This window comes from Agrobacterium sp. SUL3 (genome assembly GCF_001263295.1).
Classification (GTDB): domain Bacteria; phylum Pseudomonadota; class Alphaproteobacteria; order Rhizobiales; family Rhizobiaceae; genus Agrobacterium; species Agrobacterium tomkonis.
The window spans coordinates 19,437-36,025 of sequence record NZ_KQ414518.1 but is presented as its reverse complement, the minus strand read 5'-3'; the positions used below and the strand labels follow the sequence as shown (position 1 = coordinate 36,025).

Annotated in this window: 17 protein-coding genes and 3 pseudogenes; 12 read left to right on the top strand and 8 right to left on the bottom strand. The window is 58.3% G+C overall.

The features are described from left to right. Positions 1–25 precede the first annotated feature (25 nt). Positions 26–1,102: an efflux RND transporter periplasmic adaptor subunit gene (locus tag AKG12_RS25025; RefSeq protein WP_052820904.1), complete on the bottom strand. Its 1,077-nt coding sequence runs from the start codon at positions 1,100–1,102 to the stop codon at positions 26–28. Between the two features lie 104 nt (positions 1,103–1,206). Beyond that, positions 1,207–1,761 carry a TetR/AcrR family transcriptional regulator gene (locus AKG12_RS25020; protein ID WP_046801941.1) on the bottom strand — a complete coding sequence of 185 codons (555 nt, stop codon included), beginning with the start codon at positions 1,759–1,761 and terminating at the stop codon, positions 1,207–1,209. 103 nt (positions 1,762–1,864) lie between these two features. Between AKG12_RS25020 and AKG12_RS25015 the strand changes: the two genes are divergently transcribed. Together AKG12_RS25015 and AKG12_RS25010 are read left to right on the top strand one after the other, a co-directional pair. Beyond that, a complete protein-coding gene (locus AKG12_RS25015) occupies positions 1,865–3,358 on the top strand; it encodes an MFS transporter (RefSeq protein ID WP_052820875.1) in 1,494 nt (497 codons plus the stop codon). 246 nt (positions 3,359–3,604) lie between these two features. After that, positions 3,605–4,123, top strand: coding sequence for a ribonuclease H family protein (locus tag AKG12_RS25010; protein WP_052820874.1), 519 nt, complete (start codon positions 3,605–3,607; stop codon positions 4,121–4,123). 269 nt (positions 4,124–4,392) lie between these two features. Here the strand turns inward: AKG12_RS25010 and AKG12_RS31120 are convergent. From AKG12_RS31120 to AKG12_RS24995, 3 genes and pseudogenes are all read right to left on the bottom strand, one after another. Continuing rightward, positions 4,393–4,580: pseudogene (locus tag AKG12_RS31120) on the bottom strand (ISNCY family transposase); the annotation flags it as partial. A gap of 139 nt (positions 4,581–4,719) precedes the next feature. Beyond that, entirely contained in the window at positions 4,720–5,745 is a 1,026-nt protein-coding gene (locus tag AKG12_RS25000) for an SAM-dependent methyltransferase (protein WP_052820872.1), read from the bottom strand. Continuing rightward, complete coding sequence (locus AKG12_RS24995; RefSeq protein ID WP_052820871.1) at positions 5,742–6,530, bottom strand: DUF1295 domain-containing protein; 789 nt, start codon at positions 6,528–6,530, stop codon at positions 5,742–5,744. Before AKG12_RS24995 ends, AKG12_RS25000 begins: the two co-directional genes overlap by 4 nt. Positions 6,531–6,722: 192 nt before the next feature. Here AKG12_RS24995 and AKG12_RS24990 point away from each other — a divergent pair, with 192 nt between their 5' ends. The 7 genes from AKG12_RS24990 to AKG12_RS24960 all read left to right on the top strand — a co-directional run bounded on the left by AKG12_RS24990 (position 6,723) and on the right by AKG12_RS24960 (position 12,419). Further along, positions 6,723–8,093 (top strand): NAD(P)/FAD-dependent oxidoreductase, encoded by a 1,371-nt coding sequence (locus tag AKG12_RS24990; RefSeq protein WP_052820870.1) that lies wholly within the window; start codon positions 6,723–6,725, stop codon positions 8,091–8,093. Continuing rightward, positions 8,090–8,908 carry a DUF1365 domain-containing protein gene (locus AKG12_RS24985; RefSeq protein ID WP_052820869.1) on the top strand — a complete coding sequence of 273 codons (819 nt, stop codon included), beginning with the start codon at positions 8,090–8,092 and terminating at the stop codon, positions 8,906–8,908. Before AKG12_RS24990 ends, AKG12_RS24985 begins: the two co-directional genes overlap by 4 nt. After that, a complete protein-coding gene (locus AKG12_RS24980; RefSeq protein WP_052820868.1) occupies positions 8,895–10,127 on the top strand; it encodes an SAM-dependent methyltransferase in 1,233 nt (410 codons plus the stop codon). The genes AKG12_RS24985 and AKG12_RS24980 overlap by 14 nt, the downstream gene beginning before the upstream one ends. A 27-nt stretch (positions 10,128–10,154) precedes the next feature. Then, a complete protein-coding gene (locus tag AKG12_RS24975; RefSeq protein WP_052820867.1) occupies positions 10,155–10,532 on the top strand; it encodes a DUF2147 domain-containing protein in 378 nt (125 codons plus the stop codon). Between the two features lie 68 nt (positions 10,533–10,600). Next, a complete protein-coding gene (locus tag AKG12_RS24970; protein WP_052820866.1) occupies positions 10,601–11,029 on the top strand; it encodes a DUF2177 family protein in 429 nt (142 codons plus the stop codon). 140 nt (positions 11,030–11,169) lie between these two features. After that, complete coding sequence (locus tag AKG12_RS24965; protein ID WP_052820865.1) at positions 11,170–11,712, top strand: sigma-70 family RNA polymerase sigma factor; 543 nt, start codon at positions 11,170–11,172, stop codon at positions 11,710–11,712. Next, positions 11,709–12,419 (top strand): anti-sigma factor, encoded by a 711-nt coding sequence (locus AKG12_RS24960; RefSeq protein WP_052820864.1) that lies wholly within the window; start codon positions 11,709–11,711, stop codon positions 12,417–12,419. Before AKG12_RS24965 ends, AKG12_RS24960 begins: the two co-directional genes overlap by 4 nt. 70 nt (positions 12,420–12,489) lie before the next feature. On the opposite strand, the pseudogene AKG12_RS31115 reads toward AKG12_RS24960, so the two are convergent. Continuing rightward, positions 12,490–12,658 (bottom strand): annotated as a pseudogene (locus tag AKG12_RS31115) (aldehyde dehydrogenase family protein); the annotation flags it as partial. Between the two features lie 66 nt (positions 12,659–12,724). On the opposite strand from AKG12_RS31115, the pseudogene AKG12_RS31110 reads away from it, so the two are divergent. Together AKG12_RS31110 and AKG12_RS24950 are read left to right on the top strand one after the other, a co-directional pair. Then, positions 12,725–13,000 (top strand): annotated as a pseudogene (locus AKG12_RS31110) (nitrilase-related carbon-nitrogen hydrolase); the annotation flags it as partial. A 12-nt stretch (positions 13,001–13,012) separates the two neighbouring features. Beyond that, entirely contained in the window at positions 13,013–14,167 is a 1,155-nt protein-coding gene (locus tag AKG12_RS24950) for an iron-containing alcohol dehydrogenase (protein WP_052820862.1), read from the top strand. A 110-nt stretch (positions 14,168–14,277) separates the two neighbouring features. Here AKG12_RS24950 and AKG12_RS24945 read toward each other — a convergent pair whose 3' ends face one another. Both AKG12_RS24945 and AKG12_RS24940 read right to left on the bottom strand, forming a co-directional pair. After that, positions 14,278–14,982 (bottom strand): anti-sigma factor, encoded by a 705-nt coding sequence (locus AKG12_RS24945; RefSeq protein WP_052820861.1) that lies wholly within the window; start codon positions 14,980–14,982, stop codon positions 14,278–14,280. Further along, complete coding sequence (locus AKG12_RS24940) at positions 14,979–15,524, bottom strand: sigma-70 family RNA polymerase sigma factor (RefSeq protein ID WP_052820903.1); 546 nt, start codon at positions 15,522–15,524, stop codon at positions 14,979–14,981. The genes AKG12_RS24945 and AKG12_RS24940 overlap by 4 nt, the downstream gene beginning before the upstream one ends. A 200-nt stretch (positions 15,525–15,724) precedes the next feature. Here AKG12_RS24940 and AKG12_RS24935 point away from each other — a divergent pair, with 200 nt between their 5' ends. Further along, positions 15,725–16,513, top strand: a complete 789-nt coding sequence (locus AKG12_RS24935) for a DUF4394 domain-containing protein (RefSeq protein ID WP_052820860.1) — start codon at positions 15,725–15,727, stop codon at positions 16,511–16,513. The last annotated feature ends 76 nt before the right edge of the window (positions 16,514–16,589 follow it).

The following is a 16,589-nucleotide window of genomic DNA, read 5'->3' as shown; positions in this document are numbered from 1 at the left end:
CAGATTGCTTGTGTTCGTCCGCCGACTAGGATTCAGAGGCAACCTTGGTGTCCGGCTGAACCTTCTGCACACCATCGACCACGACCTTCTCGCCCTCCTTAAGGCCGCTTTCGACCACCCACTCCTGGCCAAGCGCCTGTCCTAGCTGGACATCCCGGAGCTTTGCAGTGTCGTCAGCCTCGACAACGTAGACCTGCGCCTTGCCGTCCTGGGTTCTCAGCACGGAACGCTGAGGAATGGTGATTGAGTCCTGACGGACGGCCTGTTCGATGCGCACGCGCACATACATGCCGGGCAAAAGATCGCCATTCGGGTTCGGAAACTCGGCACGCAATGTCACCTGGCCGGTCGTTGAATCCACGTTGGCGCTGGAAAACAGCAGCTTGCCTTTCCCGCCGTAGACATCACCGCCATCAAAAACCAGCTCTACGCTTGCCTGTCCGGGAGCGGGGCTTGCCAGCTTGCCGTCAGTAACGGCGCGGCGTAGCGCCAGAAGATCCTGCGCGGACTGGGTAAAGTCGGCATAGACAGGATTAATCTGCTGAATCAACGCAAGATTCGATGTGCCGTCCGCGGTAACAAGCGCGCCTTCGGTGACGAGCGCGCCGCCGATGATGCCTGTGATCGGAGCACGAACCTCGGTATATTCGAGATTGATCTTTGCCTCTTCGAGAGAAGCCTGCTGAAGTGCCACATCGGCCTCGGCCTGAGCAAGATTGACGGCCGCGGTGTCATAGTCGATACCGCTGGCAACATTGCGCTCCCGCAGCATCCTCTGCCGTTCCAGCTGGACCTTGGCGTTGTCGCGCGTGGCTTCTGCGCGGCGAAGAGTTGCCTGCGCGCTGGAAACGCGGACTTTGAAGAGACGGGGATCGATCCGATAAAGGACGTCACCCTCCTTCACGAGCGCGCCCTGTTCGAAAACGCGCTCCTGCAAGATACCGGAAACGCGGGCACGCACTTCCGATATCCGGGTGGCGGCCACACGGCCCGGAAGCTCACTGATAACCGGGATCGCATGCGCCTTGAGATCGATGACACCGACGGCGGCGGGCGGCATCTCCCCGCCTTCCTGCGCAAGGGCAGTCGTCGCCGCCAGCATGAGAATCGAGGTTGCAATAAGGCACGCCTTCAGGCGCGGCAGTTGGCTGCAGCGGTACATATTTCTTCCTTGGATCGGCTGTTATTGGGCCCTATGGGCGATGATTACTTCTCGGGATAGGACGTGTAGATCGTTCGCACACCTTCGAGAATTCTGGCTTGATCATTCTGGCTCCACTGGTGGAAACCGAAAAGTTCGGTGAAATAGAAGCCCGAGAGGGCAAGGTAAGCCATCAGGGCCGCTTCGGGACGGGCACCCTCGCCCATGGCCTTGAGGTCTGCCAACGTCCAGTCACGCATCTGCTGCTGGAGCTTCTCCTCGGAGGAAACGGAGGCGCTGATCGCCATGGCAACCGCGCGTTCGGTATCATCCACAACACGTTCGGCGAGCTTGATCCGCCCGAAAAGCTCTGGATGAGGGGTATCGGCAGCATCTTCGACCGATTTTGCCTGCCGCTCCAGTTCCTGCGATATACGGCGGTCGATCAGAGCCTCAAGCAATGCGCTCTTCGACTTGTGATCGTAAACGACGGTCGACTTGCTGACACCCGCCTCCTGGGCGACGGCATCGATTGAAAGTCCGGCGGCGCCGAGCTTTAACACCACGCGCTCGGCGGCATCCAAGATGTCATCTTTCTGAATCCTGCGAATACGACCCACGTCATTCTCCAATTTGTCACTTGATTGTTTTACGAACGATCGTGTATTAATGCAATAGTGAAACGATCGTTCTGATAAAAAATTCGTATTGCAGGTGTCTCGCATGTCCTCCGCCAATCGTTGGCTTATTCTCTCTGCCGTCATGATGGCCTTTCTGCCCGTCGTCCTCGACCTCACCATTCTCCATATTGCAGTGCCTTCACTGACAATCGCTCTTGGTGCTTCCGGCACCGAGGTGCTCTGGATCATCGACATCTATGCGCTTGTCATGGCCGGTCTGCTGGTGCCGATGGGAACGCTTGCAGACCGCATGGGCTACCGGCGAATGCTTCTGACCGGACTTGTCGTGTTTGGCGGCGCATCGGCTGCGGCCGCATTCTCGACGTCGCCGGCGATGCTGATCGGTTCCCGCGCCGTCCTTGGCGTTGGCGCTTCGATGATCATGCCCTGCGTCCTTGCCATCATTCGCACGACATTCGAGGATGATGGCGAGCGGGCGCGAGCACTCGGTTTGTGGAGTGTCGTCGGCATGGCGGGCGCCGCTATCGGTCCGCTTGTCGGGGGCATCCTGCTCGAGCATTTCTGGTGGGGATCGGTCTTCCTCGTCAATCTTCCGGTGTTGGCTGTCGTCATCACCCTTGTCTGGTTCCTTGTTCCGAGGAAGGTTGGCACCGGTCTCGGGGCCTGGAATATCGGACAGGCGGCATTGCTGGTCTCGGGTCTGGTTTTGACCGTTTACGGCATCAAGACCGGGATGAAAGGCGGCATCAACGGTACGGTCGCTGCATCGCTGTCTGCGGGTATAATTCTGCTCGGCTGGTTTGGCAGGCTGCAAGTCTCGTCCCGCAATCCTATGCTCGATCTGTCGCTCTTCCTCAAACCAGCGATTGCTGCCGGGATGCTGATGGCGTTCGTCGCCTCCGGCGCATTGGCAGGATTTGAGTTGGTGCTTGCGCAGGAACTCCAGTACGTGCTCGGCATGTCGCCGCTCGATGCCGGTCTGTTCATGCTGCCACTCGTCATTGCGGCGGCCGTGGGTGGTCCACTCGGTGGCAACCTTGCGAATAGATTCGGTCTTCGGCCGATCGCAACCCTCTCGATGATGGGAGCCGCCTCAGCGCTGTTCGGTCTCGCATCCATCGATCTCATCACTTCGCCGCAGATGACGGCGGCGCTTCTGGCGATGCTTGGCCTTTGCCTCGGCATTGGTCTTTTGGCATCGTCCATCGCCATCATGGGAAGCGCGCCAGCGGATAAGGCAGGTGCCGCGGGTGCTCTGGAAAGCACCGGCTACGAACTTGGCGCCGGCATTGGGATCACCTTCTTCGGAGTGCTCGTGAACTCAATCTATTTCTCCGCAGTTTCACGCTCGTTTTCTCCAGCAGCCGACGCAGGTGGGTCCATCGGTGAAGCGATGACAGCCGCCGCGCGGTTGGGTGGAGAAGAGGCTGAGGCGATACGGACCGCGGCGCGCAGCGCCTTCACTCAGGCGCATGGATCGGTTCTGATTATTACGGGTGCGATGATTGCTGTGCTGGCAGCGGCCGTGTTCGTCGCGCTTCGCGACGTGAAGCGCGGAGGCTATGTCTCTCATTAAGGCTGGAATTTCCTTTTTCCGCCATTCATAGGTGCAAGAGTTAGGCTAGGAACTGTAGAGTGAAGGTTACCGCGCTCGAGATCTCCCGATCTGGTACGACCTACTCTGCGAAAGCCAGAATTTTCTGTCCCGATACAAAGAACAGGAGATTTTGATTCGACGAGGACATAGTAAACGCCATCTACAGAAATGCCTCGAAGGCACTGTTATTTTTCCAGGCGGTTTTGACACGGGAAAACAAGCTCGATGACTGCTCCACTCACAATCTACACGGATGGTTCGTACGATCCCGTTGGAATATCGGGAAGCTGGGCATTTGTCGTCTTCGAGACGGAGCAGCAGCTGCATGCTGCGCGTGGGATGGAAATCGGACTTACAAATAATTCCTTTGAAGTCATGGCAGTCACGAAAGCACTTTTATGGCTGGATGCTCACGCTCCTGGCCGGACAACCGTCCTTTGGACGGACTCCGTTCATGTTGTCGAAGGTTGCCACCGCCATCGCAAAATCTGGCGGACCAATGGTTGGAAACGTATCAACCCCAATTCGCGAGTTCGAAAACGGCAGATACCGGATGAAGCCCTGTGGCGGAGTTTGGATAGCTTGCTCCTTCGTAATCCGAACGTGGAGATAGAGTGGTGCAAGGGACACTCCGGTATAGCGGGAAATGATCTCGCGGATGCTTTGGCTCGCACCCGAAAGCTTAAGCCGGCACGATCAGTGATGAGCGTCGACCCATGCGATCCTGATTTATCTGAAACGTGAGAATGAAAAATCTACTCGCCAAGTGGCGGAAGCCACGTCTGAGCTGATCCAAAAATGGTGACACCCCACGCAAGGCGAGATGCGGTGAATCTAATGGTCCAAGTCCGGAGGATTGAGGGACACCAACGTAAAATGGTCCGCAGCGGGGTTTTTTTGTGGTATTTGAGGGACTTTGGTTGCGGGGCCCTGAATGCACGGAGACTTGTCAGATCGGGGCGGGTGGTAGATACACCCCTTCGGTTTCCGCTTTGAGACAATTTATCGATGCGCTATTCGGCAGTATCGAGTGACAACAGCGCCTTCTTTCGTTCTGCAATCACCGTTGGATCGCTTATAATGTCCTTCCGCCGGCCCGGCGTAGGGCATGCTTGACGTAGCCATTCTTGTCGCTGTTGCTCTTTATCGTCGGCTTGGCCTTCTGGTCCTGACGCTCCTTAATATAGGCCAGTATATCACCATAGGCTTCGCGTCGCAGGCGCGGCTGACGAAAGATGCGGCCAGCCTATTCATTATTGCGGGGATGCAAACATTCGTTTTGGCAAACGTTTCGAGCGCGGTTTTTATAACGTGCCGACGCCGATTGGGTGGCGCTAACACTAAACCCTCTTAAAAAAGTAGTGCCCCACACCCCACACGTCACCGCCCTCATGCCCGAAAAGCCCGGCGGTCGCCAGGAAGAACAATCGCCATCGCCTTTCCCACAGCCGGGCGTCGGCACCATAGGTTTGCTGCAGAATGGGCCGGATACGGTCAATTTTTTCGTCGAAATTTTCGAGCCAATCGAGCGCTGTCCGACGATAGTGCGACCCTGACCAGCGCCACTCCCGCTCGACGGCGAAAAGCTGACTGAAGCGATGGGGAAGGTCGAAGGCCGGCATGATGCCGCCGGTGAAGAAGTGCCGGGCGATCCAGTCGGCAGGATTGTTGTGGTCGAAACGATAGGATCGGTCGCGGTGGTTAAACACATGCATGAAAAACCTGCCGTCCGGCTTCAGCCACGAGTGAACACGCTCGAACAACACGCGCCAATTCGACATATGCTCGAACATTTCCACCGATACGACACGGTCGAATCGATCGCCCGTCGTGAAATCATTCATATCGGCCGTCACTACAGAAAGGTTTGAAAACCCCCGTTCTCGGGCACGAGCGATTATATATTCGCGCTGCGACACGGAGTTCGAGACTGACATGATGCGCGCATTTGGGAAACGGCCGGCCATATGGAGGGATAATGAACCCCATCCGCAGCCGAGTTCCAGAATATCCATGCCGTCCTCAAGGCCGGCATGGGCCGAGGTCTGGGCCAAAGCAACATTTTCAGCTTCATCCAGCGTCGTCGTGGCATCGTCATAATAACAGCAGGAATATTTGCGCTGCTCTCCCAGAACGAGCGCAAAAAATGCCGCTGGCACTTCATAATGCTGTTTGTTTGCATCGTCGGTATGGCTGGCGACGGGAAACTTCACCATATCCGCCGCAAAAGCCTCTTCCGCATCCGCTGTAATGGCGGCAAGCCGCCGCTTCGTCCGTGCGCAGAGCATATCTATTCCGGCGAGCGTCACGCTGTCGCTGAGCGGCGCGCGCTCGGCAGCGTTGATCGCGAGTGCGAGCATGTTCATGGCTTGTCCTCGTTCTTGCGTGGCCCCGGAAAAAAGGCGTTGACGCGTTGTTGAAGGGCGCGGAATTTTTCCCCGCGCGATTGCAGCATATGGTCTTCAAGCGGCGGAATGCCTGAGACATGGACAAGCAGCCAGTACATCATCGCCGGTGCGACGAGCGATACCCATGACAAGGCCTGCCCCTGAATGGCCAGCAGCGGAAAACCGCACCAGAAAAGCCATTCGAAAAAATAGTTGGGATGGCGGGAATAACGCCACAGCCCGGTTTCGCAGACACTGTTTTTTGCCGCTGCGGTCTTGCTGAATTTCCAGAGCTGGGCGTCGGAGAGCGCTTCGCCTGCCAGCGCGCCAAGGGCAACCACCATGGCGATAACGTCAACCACACGCGGAAACACATGGGTGTTGCTTGCCGCAAGATAGACCGCAAGAACGAGCACGGAAGCGGCGATTGCCTGTATCTGCAGGAAGATGAACAGCCGCAGGGCGGCAGCGCTCCCCCATTGCTTCATAAGCTTTGCATAGCGGGGATCTTCCCCGCCTCCTTGCGTGCGCATGCCGATATGGCCGGCAAGCCGCAGGGACCAGACAACGACCAGGAAAAGTGTAGCACCGCGCCGCCAGCCGTCTCCGCCGGCGAAAACAACAGCGAAAATTCCGCCAAGCCCGACACTCCCAGCCCAGACCGTGTCGATCCAGCCGCTTGAACCGGTTGCTCTCTGCAACGCCCAAGCGCCCGCCATCAGAAGCGACATGAGAATGGCAAGCGTCAGGACTACAAAAAACATCACTAATTCGCTCGCCATTTTGAATGGTTTGAGGTCGGGTTTCGTGATGGCAAATACGAGCGGACCGGCAAAATAGTTTCAGGCGCCGGACAAAATTTCAAAAAATCGATGCGCCGGTGAAACTGATCGGGCGGCCTCCTCGTACATGTCGCAGTCCCCAAGACTGGATTGGCAGTGCTATAGCGAGGAAAAATGGTCGACACAGAAGCGAAAAAACAACAAAGCCGCCGCATCGCCGTCGTCGGAACGGGAATTTCCGGTTTGTCGGCGGCCTGGCTTTTGTCGCAACGGCACGATGTAACTGTTTTCGAAGCGGCTGACCGCATCGGCGGCCACACCAATACGGTGACGTTCAGCACGGACCATGGACAAGTCCATGTCGATACCGGATTCATTGTCTATAACGAGCAGACCTATCCCAATCTCACCGCGCTTTTCCAGCAACTGGGCGTGGCGACCGCGGCTTCGAACATGTCTTTCGCCGTTTCTCTGGATGATGGCGGCTTCGAATATTCCGGCGGAACCGGCCCTGGCCTGCTGGCCCAGAAGTCCAACATCCTGAGGCCACGTTTCTGGGCGATGCTTGCGGACGTTTTGCGCTTTTACCGCAACGCCCCACGCGACCTGCATTTGATGGGCGATCTGTCTCTCGACGAATATCTCTCCCGCAACAGGTATGGTTCAGCGTTCCGCGACGATCATCTTTACCCCATGGCTGCGGCCATCTGGTCCACGCCGGCCATGGAGGTCGGCCGTTATCCGGCGGCGCATTTCATCAAATTCTGCCGCAATCACGGCCTGCTGTTGCTGCGCAATCGGCCGGTCTGGCGCACAGTCGTCGGTGGCTCGCGCGAATATGTGAAACGCATCACGGCACCGTTTGCGGACCGAATTCTCCTCTCGACGCCGGTGAAGCGCATCCACCGCCTGCCGGGCGGCGTCGAAATCACCACCGCGGACGGCAAAGCCGTGCGCTTCGATGACGTGGTAATAGCAACCCATGCGGATCAGGCGCTCGACATGCTCGCGGATGCAACACGCGCCGAACGGCGCATTCTCGGCGCTTTTTCCTACACCCAAAACCGCGCCGTGCTTCACACCGACAGCCGTTTCATGCCGCGCCGCCGCGCTGCCTGGTCAAGCTGGAACTATGTGGCCGACACGCGCATTAAAACAAGCCTGCCGAGCATTACCTACTGGATGAACAGGCTTCAGCCGCTGGGCGAAATCCCGGACATTTTCGTAACGCTGAACCCGGCGCGGGAACCGGATCAAGGAAAAATCATCGCCGAGGAAACCTATCACCATCCGGTTTTTGACGCTGGCACCGAACAGATGCGTCAGGAGCTATGGGCCTTGCAGGGTCTGCGAAACACCTGGTTCTGCGGCGCTTATTTCGGATCCGGTTTTCATGAAGATGGTCTTCAGGCCGGCCTTGCCGTCGCCGAAGATCTTGGCGGCGTATCCCGTCCATGGAAGGTTGCTGACGACAACGGCCGGATTATCCGCCTGGATTTGGCGACGATTGCGACAGACACGGAAATAATGGAGGCGATGGCATGACGTCTCCCCTCACCTCGGCGCTTTTTCCCGGCCATGTAACGCATGCGCGCTTCAAGCCGAAAACCCATAAGCTCGCCTACCGGATTTATTCGCTGCTCCTCGACCTTGATGAGTTGAACGTGCTCGACCGGAAATTGCGATTTTTCTCCGTAGACCGGTTCAACCTGTTCTCGTTTCACACCAGGGACCGCGGCAACCGCAGCGCCATCGGGCTGCGCCAGCAGATCGAGGCAGCCATGACCGCGGCAGGCATGGCAGTGGACGGAGGGCCGATACGTCTGCTCACCATGCCGCGCGTGCTCGGCTGGGCCTTCAACCCACTCAGTGTCTTCTTCTGCTACGGGCGCGACTTGTCGCTCAAAGCTATCCTCTGGGAGGTGGACAACACGTTTGGCGAGAGACACTCATACCTGATCCCGGTGGAAGCCGGCAAATCGACCGAGATCGTCCAGCGATGCGACAAGGCCTTTTATGTCTCTCCATTCATGGACATGGATCTCCACTATGTTTTCCGCGTCGCCCCGCCCGGCGACAGGCTGAAAATCGTCATCGATACTTTCGACAATGACGGCCTGGTCCTGACCGCCCGACATCTGGCCCGGCGTGTCGAATTGACGGACGGTGCGCTTCTGAAAGCTTTCTTCGCCATTCCCCTCCTGACGCTCAAGGTCGTTCTGGGCATTCATTGGGAGGCCTTGAAAATTTGGCTGAAAGGCGTGCAGCTCAGAAAACGGCCGCTGCCGCCTGCCGGTCCAGTCTCCTTCCGTCATCCTTCATCGTCGCAAATCGAGGCCAAAATTCATGACCCCGTTTGACAATCTCACGGAATTATCGGCGAAGAATACGCGCCTGAACGACCGCATCAGCCCAGGCATGTGGCTCATCAACCGGCTGTTGAGCAATATCGACAGGGGAAGATTACACATCACTCTTCCCGGCGGCGGCTTCATTGAAAAATCCGGCGCAACGAATGGCAGCGAGGCAATCCTTGTCCTGCATAGCTGGCGCGCGATCCGGCGGATGCTGCTGAACGGCGACATCGGCTTTGCCGAGGGTTTCGTCGAAGGCGACTGGACCACACCAGATCTGACGGCGCTGATCCGCTTTGCGGCCCAAAATCGCGAGGCGTTCGCAAGGTCAATGCGCGGCAGCCTGCCGATGCGCCTTCTCAACCGCACTGCGCACGGGTTGAATGCCAATACCAGACGCGGCAGCCGCCGCAATATCGAAGCGCATTATGATCTCGGCAACGAGTTTTACCGGCAGTGGCTTGATCCCTCGATGCTGTATTCGTCGGCGATTTTCGATGACACGGCGTCTACGCTCGAGGCCGCCCAACTGAAAAAACTGGACCGTATCGTCGATAAACTGCGATTGAGTGGCGGCGAAAACATATTGGAGATCGGCTGTGGCTGGGGCGCACTCGCCATTCACCTTGCCACGCAGGCCAAAGCCAACGTCACCGGCATCACTCTCTCCCCCTCCCAGTTAAAATGGGCAAAAAATGCAGCGGAAAAAGCGGACAGTACAGACCGCATCGATCTGAGGCTGCAGGATTACCGCGACCTGAACGGCCAATTCGACAGGATTGTCTCCGTCGAAATGTTCGAAGCAGTCGGCGAGGCCTATTGGCCGAGCTATTTCGAAACGCTGAAAAGATGCCTGAAACCGGACGGCAGCGCGGTGCTGCAGATCATTTCGATTGAAGAAAGCCGCTTCGATACATATCGGCGTAAGGCGGATTTCATCCAGAAATACGTCTTTCCCGGCGGCTTTCTGCCCTCAGATGCCGCGCTCGAAAAGGCGGTCGGCAAAACCGGCCTGAAGCTCACCGACAAGGAACTTTTCGGCCAGTCCTACGCGCTCACGCTCGCCGAATGGCGCCAGCGTTTTCATGCGCGGTGGCAGACGATTTCCCTGCTCGGCTTCGATGACCGCTTTCGGCGGCTTTGGGAGTATTACCTTTGCTATTGCGAGGCAGGCTTTGCCGAGGGGAGCATAAACGTCGGCTTCTACACGATCGAACACAGATAAGGCGGGACCAAACTGCGGAGAGAGACAATGATGATCAACGGGTTGACGGTTGCTTCCGTCCTATGGTCACTGCTGGTCGCGTCCAGCGCGACGGCGGCCGATATCGACGGCAACTGGGCGCGCGGAGACGGCCAAGCGAAAGTATTGATCGCGCCCTGCGGTGAAAATATCTGTGCCACAAACACCTGGATCAAGCCGGGCACCCCGAAGGAAAAGGCCGGGGACCGGCTGATCATGGACATAAAGCAGACAGAGGCAGGCAGCTATTCCGGCACCGCTTTCGACCCCCAGCGGGATAAATCCTACAGGATAACAGTGACAATAAACGGCAACGGCATGACCACGAAAGGCTGTATCGTCGCCGGTCTGCTGTGCAAGGGCATAAACTGGACAAGGATCGACTAGCCACATCTTCGCGTTGTTTCGACCCACATCGTCGCTTCCTTATCGATGCCCTGCAAAGGAAAACACCAATGAAAACCTATTTCGCAGCCTACCTTTTTACCCTCGTCGCCTTTCTGGTGATTGATTTCATCTGGTTGAGCACGATGGCGTCGCGTCTTTACCGCCCGGCCATCGGCGATCTTCTGGCAGAAAACTTCCGGCTTGCTCCGGCGGTCGTCTTTTACCTCATCTATGCCGCCGGCCTGACCTTTCTTGCGGTTCGCCCGGCCTTTCTGACGGGGGAATGGACGACCGCGCTGCTTTATGGCGCAGTGGTCGGTTTCATGGCCTATGCCACTTACGACCTGACCAATCAGGCGACGTTGAAAAACTGGTCCACGACCCTGACCGTCGCCGATCTTCTATGGGGAACCTTCGTCTCCGCGACAGCGGCTACAATCGGCTATCTCATCACGGTGCGGCTTATCGGCCCGCTGGAAAATCCGACGGGCCTATGATGACGACATCCCCTCTTACCGGCCGCTTAAGTTTGATAACCCTGCGGCCCAGTCGTTGCCAGGTTCGCAGCATGAGCATGCATCTCTTGTCTTCCTGCGAAAGACGACCCTATAAAGGAGGCGCAGCAAGGAAGGTTCGAATGCAGGGCACAGAGATCGCAGGCCTTATCAACCGCGTCGGCATGGGTGATCGTTCAGCATTCGTCTCGCTTTATCAGGCAACCAGTCCGAAGCTTTTCGCGATCTGCCTGAAAATCCTGCGTGACAGAACGGAAGCCGAGGAGGCGCTGCAGGAAATCTACATCAAGGTATGGCAGCGGGCCCGAACATTTGCCGCCAGCGCCGGCAAACCCGCCACATGGCTTGCCGCCATTGCCCGCAACCATGCAATAGACACGATCCGCGCGCGCAAGCCCATAACCGACGACATTGAGGAAGCCTACGATCTTGCGGACGAGGGCGCCCGCGATCCTGAGCAGCAGATCGTTCTCGCCGATGAAGGCCGCAGGATCGAAGACTGCATGCGCGAGCTTGAGACCGTACACGCGCAGGCGGTGCGCCGGGCCTATGTCGAGGGCTTGAGCTATCTCGAACTCGCCGAGGAATTGCGCGTGCCGCTTAACACGATCAGAACCTGGCTGCGACGCAGTCTTCTCAAGCTCAGAGAGTGCATGCAGCGATGACGACGGGCGAACAGAGCGGTGGCAAGCATTCGCGCGACGACATCCTCGCAGGTGAATATGTCCTGGGCGTCCTGCCGCTCGAAAAGCGCCGTGAACTGGAACGACGCGTGCAGGACGACGAGGCCTTCGCACAGCTGGTGCAGCGTTGGGAGGCGGATTTTTCCGACTTCAATGCCGATTACCAGGAGCAGGCACCGAGCGCTGCTGTTCTTGCGCGTATCGAAGAACGCCTGTTCGGCAGCAGGACCGCCAATACCAATGGCAGCCTCTGGAATTCCGCGTCCTTCTGGCGCTGGATCTCGGTTGTCACCAGCGCAACCGCCGTGGCCGCCATCGTTTACGCCGCCTTCCCCGAAAAGTGGCAGGGCGCCACCCCGCTGGTAGCCGAACTTGCAACGACCGACAGCCAGGTTAATCTCCTTGCCTCCTACGATGCGGAATCCGGACGGATGCGCATTGTGCCTGTTGCAACCGGCAAGACCGACGAAAAATCGCTGGAACTGTGGCTGGTGATGGACGGCGGCAAGACCCGCTCGCTCGGCGTCTTCCAGCCCGGCACGAATGGCGATCTTATAATCCCCGCAGACATGCGCAACAGCATCACCGAAGGCACCATCTTCGCGATCAGCGTCGAACCTTTCGGCGGCTCGCCGACTGGTCAGGCAACCGGCCCTGTTATCGCCGTCGGCACGGCGCGATGGGGATGAAGATCCGAAGCTTCCCGATTTCGAGGCGAGTCCCGATGAACGCGTCACGATGCGAGATGGGTCGTAACGGTCAGTCTCCGAAGCCGACGATGCCCTTTATTTCGGTGAACTCCTGCAGACCGAACTTGCCATATTCCCGACCGTTGCCCGACTACTTGTAGCCGCCGAAGGGGGCGGCCCCCATCCCAGGCGGAGCTGTTGAGGCGCACTATGCCGGTTCTGAGCCGTCGTGCGATGGCAGTGTTATCGCCGAATGCACCAATGCCGGGCCCTGCAGACCCGCCACATCCAGAAGACCCGAGAAAAGACCCCGCGGCGGCGAGAACAACGTCTATTTCGCCTTCGCCAATGTACTTGATGAGCCACGGGGATATCTGGGCAAGAGTCCCGTGTTCGGGCCGGACTCCTTTACCTTTCCGCGTCAGGAATCGGTGATACTGGACGCGAAAGGGATTGCCGGTGCGACCGTCGACACCACCAATCTCGATACACCCTATCCAACGAACATCGTCCGGCGAAAAGACCTTGTTGTCATGCGTCAGCCGCATCATTATCAGCCTCTCGTCAAATGGCATCAGTAAAAGGTCGGCAGGATGTCCACATTCACATTCGCAACCGTCCCGCAGATCATTGCGGGAACGGGCTGTATCGCAAAGCTTTCGGAGCTGAGGAGCATGCTCGGTCCGCGCGTTCTGGTGATTTCGGACGATGGGGTCGTCAAGGCGGGGCTCGTTCAGCCGGCGCTTGCCAGTCTTACAGAAGCCGGCGCCGAAACATCAATCTTCACCGGTGTTGTCGCTGATCCACCGGAAGCCATCATCCATGCGGCTGCGGCACAGGCGGTGACGTTTGGCGCAACCGGTGTGCTGGGCATCGGCGGCGGCTCGTCGCTCGATGTCGCAAAGCTTGTGGCGCTCATTGCCAAAAGCGGCGAAGCGCTCGACACTATCTACGGCGTTGGCAAGGTGACGGGGGAGCGTCTGCCGCTGGTGCTCGTGCCGACAACGGCCGGTACCGGATCGGAAGTCACGCCGATTTCGATCATCACCACGGGCGAACACCAGAAAAAGGGCGTAGTATCACCCGTACTTCTGCCAGACGTGGCGCTTCTCGACGCGAACCTGACCATCGGACTTCCTCCCGCCGTGACCGCGGCGACGGGAATTGACGCAATGGTCCACGCCATCGAGGCCTTCACGTCCGCCAGTGCAAACAACAATCCCGTTTCCCGTGCCCTTGCCAAAGAAGCCCTGCGGCTTCTCGGAGCGAATATCGCGATCGCCGTCGAGGATGGAACCGACCTTGCCGCCAGACAGTCGATGCTGCTGGGTGCAATGTTGGCGGGGCAGGCCTTTGCCAATTCGCCTGTCGCTGCCGTTCATGCTCTCGCCTATCCGATCGGAGGCCGCTACGGCGTTCCCCACGGTCTTTCCAACAGTCTGGTACTGCCGCACGTCTTGCGCTTCAACGCGACGGTGTGTGGTGATGCCTACGCGGAACTGGCACCGTGTCTCTTTCCTCACCTTGAGCCTGCCGATCAGAACGGACGGCTCGCCGGTTTCATCGACGGACTAACGATGCTGCCAGTGCGCCTTAATCTTCCCGTAAGGCTGAGGCATGTCGGAATTCCAAAGGAGGGAATTCCTCTGCTCGCGGAAAGTGCGATGGAGCAGACCCGCCTGCTGGTCAATAACCCGCGTACCATGTCGCTATCGGATGCCGCCAGTATCTACGAGGTTGCCTGGTAAGCATGCCAGTGCACACGTCACATGAGTTATAGCCAGCCTTTCTATAACTCACATCATCAAAATATCGAGCTACCGTACAAGCACCAAAACGGAGATATCTGGCGCGATTTTTATCGCAGCAACTTCGCGAGGCCCTTAGCGAGGATCGGTCCGGTCGGCCGCCCGGTCGGAGATCCGCCAGCGTCTTCCAGGGTGATCTCGTAGAGCTGGTCCCCCCTTGGTGTTGGCAATTCCGGAACAGCCAGATGCGCCGAGCGCGCACCGTCGATCAGGCCAAGCGATACGGGCCCTGTGTCTTTGGACGGCAGGGTCCAAACCTGGATCGTCTTGTCCCCGGGGATGTTGAAATCGGCCAGCATACGGATCGTCGCCTGCGCGTTGCCGAAATCTTCGACGACCGCCTGCACCTCCCCAGAATCATTGATTAGAACCGCGACGACAAGCGGTTCCACCGTCCGGGTCAGGCTGTAGGCAAGCCCTATCGCGAGCAAAAAGGTGGCGGCGACGGCCGAGATCGCGACCATTCGCCAACCGCTTCTACGGTTGTCATTGGCATTTGAGATCAGAGGCATAACACCGGGTTGATCCTGGACCGGCAAGGCCGCTTCGATGCGCTGCCAAAGCTGCTCGGTGACGATAGCGGGTGCCACGCTCATGTCGAGTGGCAGGAAGCGCTCGCGGCTGGCAGCAATTGCGGCGCGCAGTTCAGCATCGCGTTCCATGGCAGCCTCAACCTCGTCAACATCCCCGGCCTCTATCAGGCCCAGGACATATTCATCGGCAATAGCAGGGATATCCTTACGATCGTAGGTCATGCCATGCACTCCCGGAGAGCTGCAAGGCCACGCCTGATCCAGGATTTGGTCGTACCGAGCGGAATGCGCAGCCTCCCGGCGATCTCGCCATGCGAGTAGCCGCCGATATAGGCCATAAGAATGCCGCTCCGCTTACTCTCGTCCAGTCCGCCAAGGCAATCGTAGAGCCGCGAACTGCGGTCCAGCCTGTGCCATGCCGCCATGACCTCATCCGCCTGCTCGCTTTCGCGCAGGGCCTCCACTTCCTCGACTGTGTGCTCGCGCTTTCCATCCCGCAGGAGATTAAGTGCCCGGTTGCGGACAATGGCATAGATCCAGCCTCGGGCGGAGCCGCGATCGGCCCTGTACTGATGCGCATGGGTCCATATCCGGATGAAGGCGTCCTGCACCACCTCTTCGGCAAGCTCGCGACGCCGGACAATGCGCTCGGCGACCGCTATCAGGCGTCCCGCCTCCCGATCAAAGATCAAGCGAAGCGCATTGCGATCACCCTTGGCACAGGCAGCAAGTGCCGTATCGAGATCGTCCGGCCTAGAGCCCATCAGCATCTATCTTCTCCCAACACCGACGAAGAAGACTGTCGGCTTCGAAAGCTATACCCGCCGAATCAACGAATGGATGCAAGTCGAAATTATTTTTTCGAGGCTGCATCCAAACGGCATGGCTGGCGTGTCTTCAGTTCAGGAAGCGTCGAGAGCCGAGCGCTACACGACTTCCGAACGGTTCAACACGGGAGAAAGACATGAAGATCATTCGTTTCGCACTGATTGCCTCCGCTGCTTCCATCACAGTGGCATCGGCCGCATTCGCGGCCCCCGTCCTCGGCCTGACCGGCGACAAGACACTCGTCATCTTCGATACGGAGAAACCGGCGGTGACGAAAAAGATGGACGTGACTGGCGTCGACAAGCTTGCAGGCATCGACTTCCGCCCCGGCAACAAGACGGTGATCGGCGTCACCCCGGATCATCGCATCGTCTCGATCAATCTCGAAACAGGCGCCGCCACCGACGTCGCCAAGATGGACAAGATGCTGACCATGACGCAAGCCCCTGTCGTGGTCGACTTCAACCCTATGGCCGATCGCCTGCGCTTCATGACCGGAACGACCAACCATCGCGTCCACCCGGATACGGGCGCGGTGACGGTTGACGGTGTGCTTGCCTTCGAGGAGGGCGACATGCACAAGGGCGAGACCCCGAACATCGTCGCTGCTGCCTATACCAACTCCGTCGGCAAGCCTGAAAAGACTGCCATGTATAATATCGATGCCACGATCGGCGCGCTGATCCAGCAGACCAAGCCGAATGACGGTACGCTGAAAGCAATCGGCAAGCTCGGCCTCAAAGACAAGCCCGCGGCCTATGCCTTTGATATTCAGGGCATGGCGGACGGCAAGAACGTGGCGTATCTCGCCGCATCCAAGACGCTCTACACGGTCAACCTCGAAACTGGCGCGGCAAGCGAAGTCAGCCCGATCACGGGGCTCGACAACGAAGTGCGCGACATCGCCGTTCTGCCGAACATGTAATCCGGCAGACGTTCAACGACGAAAACTGAAAAGGCCGGCGACCTCAAGTGTCGCCGGCCTTTCTGATGACGGAATG

Bases quoted from the DNA above. Each gene is read 5' to 3' on its own strand.
- AKG12_RS25000 (WP_052820872.1), bottom strand. From the start codon at position 5,745: ATGAACATGCTCGCACTCGCGATCAACGCTGCCGAGCGCGCGCCGCTC.
- AKG12_RS24995 (WP_052820871.1), bottom strand. From the start codon at position 6,530: ATGTTTTTTGTAGTCCTGACGCTTGCCATTCTCATGTCGCTTCTGATG.
- AKG12_RS24940 (WP_052820903.1), bottom strand. From the start codon at position 15,524: ATGGGCTCTAGGCCGGACGATCTCGATACGGCACTTGCTGCCTGTGCC.
- AKG12_RS24945 (WP_052820861.1), bottom strand. From the start codon at position 14,982: ATGACCTACGATCGTAAGGATATCCCTGCTATTGCCGATGAATATGTC.
- AKG12_RS25015 (WP_052820875.1), top strand. From the start codon at position 1,865: ATGTCCTCCGCCAATCGTTGGCTTATTCTCTCTGCCGTCATGATGGCC.
- AKG12_RS25010 (WP_052820874.1), top strand. From the start codon at position 3,605: ATGACTGCTCCACTCACAATCTACACGGATGGTTCGTACGATCCCGTT.
- AKG12_RS24970 (WP_052820866.1), top strand. From the start codon at position 10,601: ATGAAAACCTATTTCGCAGCCTACCTTTTTACCCTCGTCGCCTTTCTG.
- AKG12_RS24975 (WP_052820867.1), top strand. From the start codon at position 10,155: ATGATGATCAACGGGTTGACGGTTGCTTCCGTCCTATGGTCACTGCTG.
- AKG12_RS24985 (WP_052820869.1), top strand. From the start codon at position 8,090: ATGACGTCTCCCCTCACCTCGGCGCTTTTTCCCGGCCATGTAACGCAT.
- AKG12_RS24935 (WP_052820860.1), top strand. From the start codon at position 15,725: ATGAAGATCATTCGTTTCGCACTGATTGCCTCCGCTGCTTCCATCACA.
- AKG12_RS24990 (WP_052820870.1), top strand. From the start codon at position 6,723: ATGGTCGACACAGAAGCGAAAAAACAACAAAGCCGCCGCATCGCCGTC.
- AKG12_RS24960 (WP_052820864.1), top strand. From the start codon at position 11,709: ATGACGACGGGCGAACAGAGCGGTGGCAAGCATTCGCGCGACGACATC.
- AKG12_RS24965 (WP_052820865.1), top strand. From the start codon at position 11,170: ATGCAGGGCACAGAGATCGCAGGCCTTATCAACCGCGTCGGCATGGGT.
- AKG12_RS24980 (WP_052820868.1), top strand. From the start codon at position 8,895: ATGACCCCGTTTGACAATCTCACGGAATTATCGGCGAAGAATACGCGC.
- AKG12_RS24950 (WP_052820862.1), top strand. From the start codon at position 13,013: ATGTCCACATTCACATTCGCAACCGTCCCGCAGATCATTGCGGGAACG.
- AKG12_RS25025 (WP_052820904.1), bottom strand. From the start codon at position 1,102: ATGCTGGCGGCGACGACTGCCCTTGCGCAGGAAGGCGGGGAGATGCCG.